Here is a 13,375-nt window from a genome sequence, read left to right as displayed (position 1 = left end):
TGGGCCGGACTCGGCGCTACAGGATGCCGATGTTGGTGAGCGGGATGTTCCAGTCGTTTTGCTCGACATCGCCACGGCCGTCCTGGGCTGTGGCTGGTACCGCGACCAGCATCAGCGCGGCGACGGCAACGGCCAGGACGGCGGCGACACGACGCTTCATGGTTCCTCCTCCACGACGGCAGTGCCGCCCACCCTGCTCCGGGCCGGCCACCCCGCCGGCCCGGACACGCCGCGCGACCCGAGGAATCAGCCGCTCGGTGGCGGCACTCCCCGCGAGCGGGCGGCCGGGGCCGTCAGCGCCCCGGCAACTCGGCGGCGGTGAAGCGCTCGAATCCCGCGTGGAAGGCCGTGCCCTGCGGGTCGGTCGCGCTGTAGTGGAAGGCGGCCACACCGCAGCCCCGCGCGTCGAAGGCGCCCCCGGTGTACGAGGCGACCCGGGTGCCGTCCACGGCGAGCTGAACCGTGATCCGTCCCGCACCGGCGGAGGAACAGGTCATCGACATGTCGACCTGCTGCCGACTCGCCACCTTCAGACCCACGTCCCCGAGGTCGACCTCGACGACCCGGTCGTGCTGGAAAGCCCCTTTGAACCGGAACTCCCGCACGATCAAAGCTTCCTGACCTGTCGTCAGGTAGGTCGCCCAGCGGGAGCCCTTCCGGTAGTCCCCCGAGCCGTCGCACCACAGCCCGACCCCGCCGTCGCCTCCGTACCACTCCGTCTGGGTGCTCAGCCGTACCGCGAACGAGGACGGCTCGAAGGGCGCCTGCGGCCACACCTCCAGTTCGGTCCTGGGGTCCACCAGCATGGTCCCGCCCTGGTGCGTGATTCTCGCCAGGGCCGGGTCCTTGTGCGACCAGTCGCCCGAGTCGGTCAAGTCATCGGTGTACGAGAGGGGTTGGGAGCCCGCGGAGCTCTTCGGACTCACGGGGGAGGACGTGGAGCCCGAGCCATGGGCTCCCCCCGAGGAGGTGGTGCTGAGTACGACGGCAAGCAGTACGGCTGCCGCGGCGCTGCCGGCCGTGAGCCCCCACAGCCGAAGTTGCTTGGCGCTCGTGCCGAGGCGGGAACCGCCCTTCCCGAGCCCGGACGGCAGTGGTGGCTGTGGTGTCCCCGACTCCGGACGCGCGCCCTCTGTCCCCTCCGCGAGCCGGGCGACGAGCTGGGCCGCGGTCGGCCGCTGCGCCGGGTCCTTGCGCAGACAGTCGGCGATGACGGAACGGACCGGCTCCGGCACCGCCGAGAGATCCGCGTCGCGCTCGCACACGGCGACGAGCACCTCGTAGTCGCTCTCCCCCTCGAAGGGGTGCCGTCCCGTGGCGGCGAAGTACAGCGTGCCGCCGAGGGAGAACACATCGGAGGCGCTGGTGACCCGCATTGACTTGACCTGCTCGGGCGACATGTACGCGGGCGAGCCGAGCACACTGCCCGGTGTGGTGAGCGCCGACTCCAGCAACCGGTCGTCGCGGGCGATACCGAAGTCGATGATCCGTGGTCCGTCCGGGGAGAGCAGGATGTTGGACGGTTTGATGTCCCGGTGCACGACACCCACCCGGTGCACCTGCGCCAACGCGTGCGCGACGGCCAGCGCCACGGACTGCAGCCGCCCGGAGGACAGCGGCCCGCCCGCGGCCACATGCTGGTGGAGCGTGGGGCCCGGGACGAACTCACTCACGATGTACGGATTCCGCCCGGCCAGGTCGGCGTCGAGGACCCGCGCCGTGGCCAGCTCGCCGACCCGGCTCGCCGCACCGAACTCCCGCCGCACCCGGGCGAGCGCGACCTCGTCGTACTCCTTGCCCGGCAGCAGGAACTTCACCACCACCTGCCGCCCCGCCCGGTCCCGGGCGAGCCACACCACCCCTTGCCCGCCCCGGCCCAGTTCGCGCTCGCAGACGTAACCGCCCACCGACAGCTGCATCCGTGGATCCATGCCCCCGCCCCCAGCCCCGCCCCCGGTCCATGGCCGTTCTCCAGCGTATCGGCCCACTTGGGCCGCGACACGGCTCTTGTCCGGGTTTCACGCCTCAGTCCGAGCCGGGATCCACATGGATCTTGGGGCCGGGACCGGCGCCGGGCGGGCGCTTGCCGGCGAGTACGGGGCCCGCCTCGTCGAGGCTCACGGTGGCGGCGACGAGCGGCCTGGGGTCGACCGAGCCGGTGGCGTAGGCGCGGATGGCGGCGTCGAGGCCGGGGGAGGCGGAGAGGATGCCCACCGCGGTCACGTCCTTGAGGGCGAGCGTGCGGGTGTCGATCCTGCTGGGTTCGCCGGCCAGCCCGATGTACACGACCCGGCCCGACGGCTCGACCAACTCCAGTGCCCTGTCCGGCAGATGGGCGGCGTTGGAGGCGTCGACGACCGCGTCGAACGGCAGGTCCGGCAGGGAGTCCTCCGCCCATACGTGCTCGAAGCCCAGCCCGCGGGCGAAGGCGAGGGAGCTGTCGGTGCTGCCCATGAGGTGGACCTCCGCACCGGCCGTACGCAGGAACATCGCGGCCAGCAGCCCGATGGTCCCCGGCCCCAGGACCAGGGCGCGGTCCCCGGGGTGCGGGGCGGCGGCCCGAGCGGCGCGCAGGGCGTTGCCGCCGGGCTCCACCAGCGCGCCGAGCACGGCGCCGACGGAGTCGGGCAGGGCGTGCAACGAGGAGGCGGGGACGGCGAGTTGCTCGGCCAGTGCGCCGGGCCGGTTCCCGCGTACGCCGACCTCCTGCCGCTTCTCGCACACATGCTGGTGGCCGCGCAGGCAACGGCGGCACGAACCGCAGCCGAGCATGGTGTCGCCCATGACGCGGCGCCCGAGCCAGCCGGGGTCGACGCCGTCGCCGAGCGCCGCCACCCGGCCCGCCCACTCATGACCGAGCCGCATCGGATAGGCGGCGTGGCCCTGGTGGAGATAGGCCATCGCGCCGGTGAAGAACTCCACGTCGGTGCCGCAGACGCCCACCCGTTCGACGTCGACGACGACTTCGCCGGGACCGGCGACCGGCGCCGCGACCTCCTGCACGGCGTACTTGCCCGGGCCCGTCAGGACGAACGCGCGCATGGGGCGACCGCTCACCGGGGTCCGAGCACCTGCTGCCGCTGGGTGCCGAGCTGCTGGATGCCGAGTTCCATCACATCGCCGGGCTGGAGATAGACGGGCGGGGTGAGGCCCATGCCGACGCCGGGCGGGGTGCCGGTGTTGATCAGGTCGCCGGGCTCCAGGACCAGGAACTGGCTGAGGTAGTGCACGATGAAGTACGGATCGAAGATCATCGTCTTGGTGTTGCCGGTCTGCCGGCGCACCCCGTTGACGTCCAACCACATGTCGAGCGCGAGGACGTCCTCGATCTCGTCCGTGGTGGCCAGCCACGGGCCCGCGGGGTTGAAGGTCTCCGCGGACTTGCCCTTGGCCCACTGACCGCCCCGCTCCAGCTGGAAGGAGCGCTCGCTGACGTCGTTGACGACCAGATAACCGGCGATGGCCTCGCGCGCCTCTTCGACCGATTCCAGATAGCCGGTGCGCCGGCCGATGACGATGCCGAGCTCCACCTCCCAGTCCGTCTTGGTGGACCCGCGCGGGATCCGCACGTCGTCGTGGGGACCGACCAGGGTGTTGGGCGACTTGGTGAACAGGATCGGCTCGTCGGGCACGGCCATGCCGCTCTCGGCCGCGTGGTCGCGGTAGTTGAGGCCGATGCACAGGATCTGGTGCGGGCGGGCGATAGGAGCGCCGATGCGCTCCCCGGCGAAGCGGGACACCTGCCCGGCCGCCGTCCGCTCCGCCACGAGGGGGCGGACGCGGTCCAGGCCGCCTCCGGCGAAGAACGCCTCGTCGAAGTCCGTGACCACGTCGGAGAGGTCCACGTAGGTCTCGTCGTCGATGCGGGCCACGGGCTTTTCGGCGCCGACGGCGCCGATGCGCATGAGGTACACGAGCTCAGTCTCCAGAATGGGTCGGTGGGCGGTGGGGAGAGGGGCGGCCCCGGCGGGGCTTCAGCGGTGGGGCTCGCCGAGCGGGCCGAGCAGGGCACGGATCTCGTCGGCCGCATCGACCAGGGTGCTCAGCGGGGTCCGGTAGGTCAGCGCGCTGACGCTGACGGCTCCGGACGGCGTCCGCGGGGAGGTCGCGTACACGGGCAGGGCGAGGCAGTTGACGCCCGGCTCGTTCTCCTGGTCGTCGAGGGAGTAGCCCCGCTCGCGTATGGTCCGCAGCTCGCGGTGCAGGGCGTCGGCGGTGCACAAGGTCTGCGGGGTGCGACGCTCCAGGGGAGACCCGCCGATCCATGCCTCGACCTCCTCCGGAGTCTCCAAGTGGCGGGCCAGCAGCAGCTTTCCGACTCCGGTGGCGTGCGCGGGGTTGCGGCCGCCCACCATCGAGGTGAGCCGGACGGCACCGGTGGGCGGATCGACCTTGGCGCGGTAGACGACCTCACGGCCGTCGAGGACCGCGTAGTGCGCGGTCTCGCCGAACCGCTGCGCCAGCGCTTCGAGGACCGGGCGGACGCGGACATGGTCGGGCCGGGCCTCGTGGTGGGCGAAGGCCATCCGCAGGAACTCGTCCCCGAGCGAGTAATGGCCGCGGGTGTCCTGGCCGACGAGACCCGCCCGGCGCAGGGACGCAAGCGCCCGGTGCACGGTCGGCTTGGGACTGCCGATGACCCGGGTCAACTCCTCCAGACCCACACCCTCGGGGTACCGGGCAAGCTCCTTGAGAACGGCGAGCACCCGGTCCGACCCCACGAGCCGGCCGCTGTCGGCGCCGGTCGAGCCGTCCGTACCGGGGTCTGTCGGACCCTCGTACGTCTGCGTACGCTTCATGATGTTCCGGACTCTAGAGCGCCGTACCGACTATTGGAAGAGGCTCCATGGTGACGCTCCGCAGCGCGCAGTGGTACGAGGGCCAGGACCGCAATGCCTATATCCACCGGGCCTGGATGCGACGGGGCGCACCGGACGACGCCTTCACCGGGCGCCCCCAGATCGCCATCGCCAACACCGCCTCGGACCTGACCCCCTGCAATGCCCACCTGAACGAGGTGGCGGCCTCCGTGCGCAACGGCGTGTACGAGGCGGGCGGGATCCCCCTGGACCTGCCGGTGGTGTCGCTGGGCGAGACGAACGTCCGTCCCACGGCCATGCTGTGGCGCAACATGGCGGCGATGGCCACCGAGGAGATGCTGCGGGCCAACCCCGTCGACGGTGTCGTCCTGCTGGGCGGCTGCGACAAGACGATCCCCTCGCTGCTGATGGCCGCCGCCTCGGTGGACCTGCCCGCCGTCGTCGTGCCCGGAGGCCCGATGCTCACCGGAACCTTCCGCGGCACGCCCCTGGGCTGCGGCACCGATGTGTGGCGGCTGTCCGAGGAGGTCCGCGGAGGCACCCTCTCCCAGGAGGAGTTCACCCGCTCCGAGTCGTCGATGATCCGCAGCCGGGGCCACTGCAACACGATGGGCACGGCTTCGACGATGGCCCTGGTGGCCGAGGCCCTCGGCACGGTCGTGCCCGGTACGGCCGGAACTCCCGCTCCCGACAGCAGACTTCTGAAGGCCGCGCACCGCACCGGGCGGCTGGCGGTGGACATGGTGGGCGCCGACCGTCGGCCCGGTTCCTTCCTCACCAAGGCGTCCTTCCACAACGCGATCGTCGCGCTCGCCGCCGTCGGAGGCTCCACCAACGCTGTCGTCCACCTCCTCGCCATCGCCGGCCGCCTCGGCGTCGACCTCTCCCTCGACGACTTCGACCGCATCGGCTCCCGGGTACCGGTCCTCGTCGACCTCCAGCCGGCCGGCCGCTTCCTCATGGAGGACTTCCACCGCGCCGGCGGCCTCCTTGCCGTCCTGCGCGAAGTCCGCGACCTGCTCGACCCCGACGCCCTGACCGTCACCGGCAGCCCCCTGGTCGACCACCTCGACGACGCCCCGATCTGGGACGAGGACGTCATCCGCCCCCGCGCGCAACCACTCGTCGCCGAGGGCGGGATCGTCGTCCTGCGCGGCAACCTCGCCCCCGACGGCGCCCTCGTCAAACCCGCCGCCGCCTCCCCGCACCTGCTGCGCCACCGCGGCAGGGCGGTCGTCTTCGACTCCATCGAGGACTTCCACGCCCGCATCGACGACCCGGACCTCGACGTCGACGCCGACAGCGTGCTGGTGCTGCGCGGCTGCGGCCCCAAGGGCTACCCGGGCATGCCCGAGGTCTCCAACATGCCGCTCCCCAAGAAGCTCCTCGAACAGGGCGTCCGCGACATGGTCCGCGTCTGCGACGGCCGGATGAGCGGCACCGCGTACGGCACGGTCGTCCTGCACGTGGCCCCGGAAGCCGCGGCCGGCGGCCCCCTCGCGCTGGTGCGCACGGGGGACGTCATCTCCCTCGACGTCGAGGCCCGCAGCATCGACGTCGAGGTCCCCGCCGACGAACTCGCCGGCCGCACCCCCGACAAGGCCACCGTCACCGGCTTCGCCAACCCCCGCCGCGGCTGGGAACGCCTCTACGTGGACCACGTCCTGCAAGCCGACACGGGCGCCGACCTGGACTTCCTCGTCGGTTCCAGCGGTTCGGAGGTGAGCCGCGAGTCGCATTGAGCGGCCGTGGCGCTGTTGTCGTCCTCCACCTCGCGGCCGGACCGGGCCTGCGCGCGGCAGGCGTGCGCGGCCCGGTCCGCGCTGTCTCATCTCCGCTTCGGCAGCCTGCGGCTTCGCACCCGTCCTGGGCTTGTCGTTCGGGTCAACTCGGCGGCGCGGGGCCTGGGACGCGCTCCCCACGGCCTGGCGGTCTGGTCGAGGACCGGATGGTGCGGGGCCCCAGCGCGAAGGTGATGCTGTCGGCGGCCACGGCGCTCTCCGCGCGGCGTACCCCTTCGTCCGGTGCGGCCGCGCGTCGGTCGATCCGGACCGGGCGGTCTACGCGTGGGACGCACCCGCCGGTACCGGCATCGGGCGGTGCGTGGCGAGTGCCCGGTCGAGGTCGGACATCAGGTCCTCGGGGTCCTCCAGCCCGATGGAGAGCCTGACCAGGCCGGCGGCCGGGCGGGCCTCCGGGGCGACGGGCCGGTGTGTCAGCGAGGCCGGGTGCTGGATCAGTGAGTCGACGCCGCCCAGGGACACCGCGTGGGTGAAGAGGCTGACCGCCGAGGTGGCCTGCACGGCCTGTGCGAAGCCGCCGCGGAGGTCGATGGAGATCATCGCTCCGGTGCCCTTCAGCTGTCGGCCGAGCAGCCCCTGCGGGTCTCCCTCGATCCCGGGGTAGTGGACGCGGGCCACGCTCGGGTGGGTCGTCAGCCACGCGGCGATGCGCCGGGCGTTCGCCTGCTGGGCCCGTACCCGAACCGGAAGCGTGGCGAGTCCGCGGTGCAGGAGATAGGCCCCCAGCGGGTGCAGCAGACCGCCGGTGACCGCGCGGACCCGGCGCAGCGCGGCTGCCTGCTCCTCGCCGCAGGCGATGACACCCGCGATGACGTCGCCGTGCCCGCCCAGGTACTTGGTCGCGCTGTGCAGGACCATCGCAGCACCGAGGTCGACGGGATTCTGCAGGACCGGCGTCGCGAACGTGTTGTCGACGAGAACCGGAACGCCCTGGGCCGCGTCGACGACGGCACGGATGTCGACCAGTTCCAGGGTCGGATTCGCGGGCGTCTCCAGCACGATCATCGCCGTGTCCGGACGGATGGTCGCGGCGACGTCCGGTGCCGAGCAGTAGGTCACCTCGGTACCGAGGAGGCCCGAGGCCAGCAGATGGTCGGTCCCGCCGTAGAGGGGGCGGACGGCCAGGACATGGCGGCGCCCGGTCTCCTTCATGGTCGCCAGGAGCGCCGCGGTCATCGCCGCCATGCCCGAGGAGAACGCCACGGCGGCCCGGGCGTGCTCCATCTGGGCCAGCGCCGACTCGAACCGCGCCACGGTCGGGTTCCACAGCCGCGCGTAGACGGCTCCACCGTCCGCGTTCGGCGTCCCTCCGCTCGCCATGGCCTCGTAGGACAGCCCACCGGCCTCGATGTCGGGCAGTGGGCTGGTCGACGACAGGTCGATGGGAAGCGCGTGGACGCCGAGCTCTGTCAGGTCCTCACGGCCGGCGTGGACGGCCAGGGAGTCGAGTTGTAGATACGACGAGGTCATGCCCGTAGGGTGAGGCGATCCACAATGTACTGCAAGAGTTGTTGTGGTATCCATGGCCGATCGTCGATATTGGTGCGGATTCGGCAGGAGGAGGGCTCATGGCGGACCGGCAGCTGAAGAAAACACAACCCGCCGCGGCGGCGCTCGACGGCACCGATCTGGCCATCCTGGTCGCGCTCGTGGAGGACGGCCGGATGACCAACGCGGCGCTCGCGGCCCGGGTGGGCGTCGCCGAGTCGACCTGCGCCTACCGGGTCCGGGCGCTGCGGGAGTCCGGTGTCATCACGAGCATCAACGCCCGGCTCGATCTCGGTGCACTCGGCCACCCCATCCACGCCGTCATCAAGGTCCGCCTGGGCAGCCACAGCCGCGAACACGTCCGCCACCTCTATGACCGGCTGGTCAACGTGCCGGGAGCCCTGACGGTCTGGCATGTCGGCGGTGACGACGACTTTCTTCTGCATGTGGCCGTGGCGAGCCCGGAAGAGCTGCGGGACCTCATCCTGGAGCACGTGACCGTCCACCCGATGGTGCGGCAGACCGAGACCCAGCTGGTGTTCGAGGTGCGGGACGGCCGCGGCGTACTGCCCGGGTGAACCCAGAGACATCTCCGCCGCGCGAAGTGTTTCCTCATGGGCAAGCGACCGCTTAGTATGCGATGGACCCCGGTCAGACAGAGCAGTCCCTGGAGGCACCGCATGCAGGCATGGCAAGTGCACGAGAACGGCGAGCCGAGCGAGGTGATGCGGCTCGAGGAGGTGGAGCGGCCCACGCCCGGCGACGGCCAGGTGCTGCTGAAGGTGCGTGCCGCGAACATCAACTTCCCGGACGTGCTGATGTGCCGGGGCCACTACCAGGTGCGCCCGCCGCTGCCGTTCACGCCGGGCGTGGAGATCTGCGGGGAGACCGAGGACGGGCGGCGGGTCATCGCCAACCCCGCCCTGCCCCACGGTGGATTCGCGGAGTACGCCCTCGCGGACGCAGCCACCCTGCTGCCCGCGCCCGACTCCCTGGACGACGCCGAGACCGCCGCCCTGCACATCGGCTACCAGACCGGCTGGTTCGGTCTGCACCGTCGCGCTCACCTGGAAGCAGGCGAGACGCTGCTCGTCCACGCTGCCGCTGGAGGGGTCGGCAGCGCGGCCGTGCAGCTCGGCAAGGCGTCCGGGGCGAGGGTCATCGGGGTCGTCGGCGGCGCCGACAAGGTGGCCGCGGCCAGGGAGTCGGGCTGCGACGTCGTCATCGACCGCAAGAGCGAGGACGTCATCGCCGCCGTCAAGGAGGCCACGGGCGGCCGCGGCGCCGACGTCATCTACGACCCCGTCGGCGGCGAGGCCTACACCCAGTCGACCAAGGTCGTCGCCTTCGAGGGCCGGATCGTGGTCGTCGGCTTCGCCAGCGGCGTCATCCCCAGCCCGGGGCTCAACCACGCCCTGGTGAAGAACTACTCGATCCTCGGACTGCACTGGGGCCTGTACGGCACCAAGGACCCGAAGCTGATCGCGCACTGCCACGAGCAGCTCACCGAGCTGGCCGCCCGCGGTGCCATCAAGCCGCTGGTCAGCGAGCGCGTGCCGCTGGCCGGGGCCGCGGCCGCCGTGCAGCGCGTCGCCGACGGTGTGACCACCGGCCGGGTGGCCGTCCTGCCGTCCCTGGAGAACGGAGCCGCCGCATGACCGACGCAGCCGAACTGCGCAGCCGGACACAGGAGTTGCTGGCCGAGCACCCGCCCGCGACCACCGACCGCCTGGACTTCCTGGGGGCCCGCTTCGACGCGGGTCTGGCCTGGGTGCACTACCCGGAGGGCCTGGGCGGGCTCGGCGTACCCCGCTCCCTGCAGGCCGTGGTGGACGCCGAGCTGGAGGCGGCCGGCGCCCCCGACAACGACGCGCGCCGCAACGGCATCGGGCTCGGCATGGCCGCCCCGACGATCCTCAAGTACGGCACCGAGGAGCAGAAGCAGCGCTATCTGCGGCCCCTGTGGATCGGCGAGGAGGTCTGGTGCCAGCTCTTCAGCGAGCCCGGCGCCGGTTCCGACCTCGCAGCCCTGGGCACCCGGGCCGTCCGGGAGGGCGACGAGTGGGTGGTCAACGGGCAGAAGGTGTGGACGTCGGGCGCGCACAACGCCCGCTGGGCCATCCTCATTGCCCGCACCGACCCGAACGTGCCCAAGCACGCGGGCATCACGTACTTCATCTGCGACATGACCGACCCGGGTGTCGACGTCCGGCCACTGCGCCAGATCACCGGTGAGGCCGAGTTCAACGAGGTGTTCCTCACCGACGTCCGCATCCCCGACTCCCGCCGCCTCGGCGAGATCGGCGACGGCTGGCGGGTCGCCCAGACCACCCTGAACAACGAGCGCGTCGCGATCGGCGGCATGCGGCTGCCCCGCGAGGGCGGCATGATCGCGCCGGTCGCGAAGACCTGGCGCGAACGCCCCGAACTGCGCACCCACGACCTGCACCAGCGGCTGCTGAAGCTGTGGGTGGAGTCCGAGGTCGCCCGGCTCACCGCCGAACGGCTGCGCCAGCAGCTCGTCGCCGGACAGCCCGGCCCCGAGGGCGCCGGCATGAAGCTCGCCTTTGCCCGCCTCAACCAGGAGCTCAGTGGCCTGGAGGTCGAACTCCTCGGCGAGGAGGGCCTGTTGTACGACGACTGGACCATGCGCCGCCCGGAACTGGTGGACTTCACCGGCCGCGAGGCCGGCTACCGCTACCTCCGCTCCAAGGGCAACAGCATCGAGGGCGGGACCAGCGAGGTCCTGCTGAACATCGTCGCCGAACGCGTCCTGGGCCTCCCGTCCGAGCCGCGCACCGACAAGGACGTCGCCTGGAAGGACCTGGCCCGATGAGCGCACAGCCCGATCTTCTCTACTCGGAGGAGGAAGAGGCCCTCCGGGCCGCTGTCCGCGATCTCCTCGCCGACCACTGCGACGCGCCCGGCGTCATCGCACGCACCGAGTCCGACGCCCCGCACGACCTCGCCGCCTGGAAGGCCCTCACCGACGGCATGGGCCTGGCGGGCCTGCTGGTGCCCGAGGCACAGGGCGGCCAGGGCGCCACGCACCGCGAAGTCGCCGTGGTCCTGGAGGAGCTGGGGCGTGCGGTCGCCCCCGTGCCTTACCTCACCAGCGCCGTCGTCGCCACCGAGGCCCTGCTGGAGTGCGGTGACGGGGAACTGCTCGGGCAGCTGGCCTCCGGGCGGACCATCGGCGCCCTCGCGGTCGCCCTGCACCGCGCCCCCGGCACCGCCTTTCCGGCCGTACGACTGGAGAACGGCACCCTGCACGGGGAGCTGACCGGCATCGCGGACGCGGCGGCCGCGGATGTGCTGCTGGTGCCGGCCGAGGACGGCGGGCTGTACGCGGTGGACGCGTCCGACGCCACCGTCACCCCGCAGGTCTCCCTCGACCTCACCCGGCCGCTCGCGACCGTCACCCTGAACGGGGCGCAGGCGCGCAGGCTCGGTGACGCCGAACCCGCCGTACGACGTGCCCTGCGGTCCGCGGCGGGCCTGCTCGCCTCCGAGCAACTCGGGCTCGCCGACTGGGCGTTGACGGAGACGGTGCGCTATCTGAAGGAGCGCAAGCAGTTCAACCGGCCGGTCGGCGGCTTCCAGGCGCTCAAGCACCGCCTCGCCCAGCTGTGGTTGGAGGTCGTCAACCTCCGGGCCGCCGCCCGCAACGCGGCCGACGCGCTCGCCACCGGAGAGGATGTCGAGGTCGCGGTCGCCGTGGCGCAGGCCTACGCGGCGCCGGTCGCCGTGCATGCCGCGGAGGAGGCGCTCCAGCTGCACGCCGGCATCGGCATGACCTGGGAGCACCCGATCCATCTGAACCTCAAGCGGGCCAAGGCCGACTCGATCGCCTACGGCACGGCCGGCGCTCACCGGTCCGCCGTGGCCGAACTCGTCGACCTCCAGGCACCCTGACGCCCCCTGACGGTCACCCGGTGAAGCCCGCCCCACCTGGGGCGGGCTTTTTCATGCCGCCGTGCGGAAGGAGTGAACGGACAACGGCAGTCCGGCCAACTCATGGCATGTGCAGGTCCATTGGGGGCCTTTCCGCCCGATACTCCCTGTGGTTCAGACCCGCCCCACAGGGAGGCAGAACATGGCCCTCGTCACCCGCCGCACAGCCCTCACCGCGTTCGGCGCCACGCTCGCGGCAGTGCTCGCCCCGCCCACCGGCGCGTTCGCCGACGAACACAAGCACCGTGCCCCGTTGTGGAACGCCCACGCCCACAACGACTACGAGCATCCGCGCCCCCTCTTCGACGCCCTCGACCACCGCTTCGGCAGCGTCGAGGCCGACATCTTCCTCGTCGGCGACCAGCTCCTCATCGGCCACACCCCGGACGACCTCGACCCGAAGCGCACCCTCGAATCCCTCTACCTCGACCCGCTGGCCGCGATCGTGAAGGCCAACCACGGTTCCGTGTACCGCGGCTACCGCAAGCCGCTCCAGCTGCTCATCGACATCAAGACCGAGGGCTCGTCGACGTACCTCGAACTCGACCGCCATCTCCGGCGCTACAAGCACCTGTTCACGACCTACGCCCACGGCCGGGTGCACCCCGGCGCGGTCACCAACGTGATCTCCGGCGACCGAGCCGCCCGTGTCCCCATGGAGGCCCAGACCGTACGACGCGCCTTCTACGACGGTCGGCTCAGCGACCTCGGCACCTCGGCGCCCGCCTCCTTCATCCCGCTGATCAGTGACAACTGGCAGCTCAACTTCACGTGGCTCGGCGAGGGAACGTTCCCCGACGCCGAGCGGCAGAAGCTGCGCGGCATCATCGGGCAGGCGCACGCGCGCGGGCAGAAGGTGCGCTTCTGGAACACCCCCGACCTGGCCGGTGCCGCCCGGGACGCCCTGTGGAGCGAACTGCTCGCCGCCGGCGTCGACTACTTCAACACCGACGACCTCGCCGGGCTGGAGGCGTTCCTCGACGCCCACCGGGCGGCGTAGACACCACACGTTCGGCGGACAGGTCAGCCGCCCGGACGAACCCTCCGCTACGCCACACTTGCGGCCGAACGCCGCGAACCGGAAATGGCGGCGCAGCGGAGGAGGTTGACAATGGCGATTTCCATCTCAGTGGTGGTGCTGCTGACGATCCTGGCGGTGATCTTCACCCGCAACGGGGGACTGAAGATCTCCCACGCCCTGGTGTGCGCACTGCTCGGCTTCTACCTCGCCGGCACGAACATCGCGCCCACCATTCACAGCGGCGTCTCGGCGACGGCAGGCATCGTCAGCAGCCTCAGGCCCTGAGGTGC

Annotated in this window: 13 protein-coding genes; 7 read left to right on the top strand and 6 right to left on the bottom strand. The window is 71.7% G+C overall.

Annotation, left to right across the window (positions count from 1 at the left end; all coding sequences use genetic code 11):
* Window positions 1–16: 16 nt before the first annotated feature.
* The 5 genes from ACWDAG_RS29225 to ACWDAG_RS29205 form a co-directional block, all read right to left on the bottom strand.
* Window positions 17–160 (bottom strand): hypothetical protein, encoded by a 144-nt coding sequence (locus ACWDAG_RS29225; RefSeq protein ID WP_450698539.1) that lies wholly within the window; start codon window positions 158–160, stop codon window positions 17–19.
* A 133-nt stretch (window positions 161–293) separates the two neighbouring features.
* Window positions 294–1,919 carry a serine/threonine-protein kinase gene (locus ACWDAG_RS29220; RefSeq protein ID WP_450698538.1) on the bottom strand — a complete coding sequence of 542 codons (1,626 nt, stop codon included), beginning with the start codon at window positions 1,917–1,919 and terminating at the stop codon, window positions 294–296.
* 106 nt (window positions 1,920–2,025) lie between these two features.
* Window positions 2,026–3,042 carry a zinc-dependent alcohol dehydrogenase gene (locus ACWDAG_RS29215; protein ID WP_450698537.1) on the bottom strand — a complete coding sequence of 339 codons (1,017 nt, stop codon included), beginning with the start codon at window positions 3,040–3,042 and terminating at the stop codon, window positions 2,026–2,028.
* A gap of 11 nt (window positions 3,043–3,053) precedes the next feature.
* On the bottom strand, window positions 3,054–3,914 hold the full coding sequence (locus tag ACWDAG_RS29210) for a fumarylacetoacetate hydrolase family protein (RefSeq protein ID WP_450698536.1): 861 nt from the start codon (window positions 3,912–3,914) through the stop codon (window positions 3,054–3,056).
* Window positions 3,915–3,974: 60 nt separating this feature from the next.
* On the bottom strand, window positions 3,975–4,799 hold the full coding sequence (locus tag ACWDAG_RS29205; protein WP_450698535.1) for an IclR family transcriptional regulator: 825 nt from the start codon (window positions 4,797–4,799) through the stop codon (window positions 3,975–3,977).
* Between the two features lie 47 nt (window positions 4,800–4,846).
* Here ACWDAG_RS29205 and ACWDAG_RS29200 point away from each other — a divergent pair, with 47 nt between their 5' ends.
* A complete protein-coding gene (locus ACWDAG_RS29200) occupies window positions 4,847–6,562 on the top strand; it encodes an IlvD/Edd family dehydratase (RefSeq protein WP_450698534.1) in 1,716 nt (571 codons plus the stop codon).
* A 318-nt stretch (window positions 6,563–6,880) separates the two neighbouring features.
* Here the strand turns inward: ACWDAG_RS29200 and ACWDAG_RS29195 are convergent, their stop codons facing one another.
* Window positions 6,881–8,092, bottom strand: a complete 1,212-nt coding sequence (locus ACWDAG_RS29195; RefSeq protein WP_450698533.1) for a trans-sulfuration enzyme family protein — start codon at window positions 8,090–8,092, stop codon at window positions 6,881–6,883.
* Window positions 8,093–8,190: 98 nt separating this feature from the next.
* Here ACWDAG_RS29195 and ACWDAG_RS29190 point away from each other — a divergent pair, with 98 nt between their 5' ends.
* From ACWDAG_RS29190 to ACWDAG_RS29165, 6 genes are all read left to right on the top strand, one after another.
* Window positions 8,191–8,688: an Lrp/AsnC family transcriptional regulator gene (locus ACWDAG_RS29190; protein ID WP_450698532.1), complete on the top strand. Its 498-nt coding sequence runs from the start codon at window positions 8,191–8,193 to the stop codon at window positions 8,686–8,688.
* 102 nt (window positions 8,689–8,790) lie between these two features.
* On the top strand, window positions 8,791–9,768 hold the full coding sequence (locus tag ACWDAG_RS29185) for an NADPH:quinone oxidoreductase family protein (protein ID WP_450698531.1): 978 nt from the start codon (window positions 8,791–8,793) through the stop codon (window positions 9,766–9,768).
* Complete coding sequence (locus ACWDAG_RS29180; RefSeq protein WP_450698530.1) at window positions 9,765–10,946, top strand: acyl-CoA dehydrogenase family protein; 1,182 nt, start codon at window positions 9,765–9,767, stop codon at window positions 10,944–10,946. The genes ACWDAG_RS29185 and ACWDAG_RS29180 overlap by 4 nt, the downstream gene beginning before the upstream one ends.
* Window positions 10,943–12,025 carry an acyl-CoA dehydrogenase family protein gene (locus tag ACWDAG_RS29175; RefSeq protein WP_450698529.1) on the top strand — a complete coding sequence of 361 codons (1,083 nt, stop codon included), beginning with the start codon at window positions 10,943–10,945 and terminating at the stop codon, window positions 12,023–12,025. The genes ACWDAG_RS29180 and ACWDAG_RS29175 overlap by 4 nt, the downstream gene beginning before the upstream one ends.
* Before the next feature lie 181 nt (window positions 12,026–12,206).
* A complete protein-coding gene (locus ACWDAG_RS29170) occupies window positions 12,207–13,064 on the top strand; it encodes a phosphatidylinositol-specific phospholipase C/glycerophosphodiester phosphodiesterase family protein (protein ID WP_450698528.1) in 858 nt (285 codons plus the stop codon).
* A gap of 111 nt (window positions 13,065–13,175) precedes the next feature.
* The gene (locus ACWDAG_RS29165) at window positions 13,176–13,370 is read left to right on the top strand and encodes a hypothetical protein (protein ID WP_450698527.1); all 195 of its coding nucleotides are present in this window, start codon (window positions 13,176–13,178) and stop codon (window positions 13,368–13,370) included.
* Window positions 13,371–13,375: the final 5 nt, after the last annotated feature.

The organism is Streptomyces sp. NPDC001157, assembly GCF_053598255.1.
Note: the sequence above shows the minus strand (reverse complement) of the source record. Positions and strands in the feature narration are given on the sequence as shown.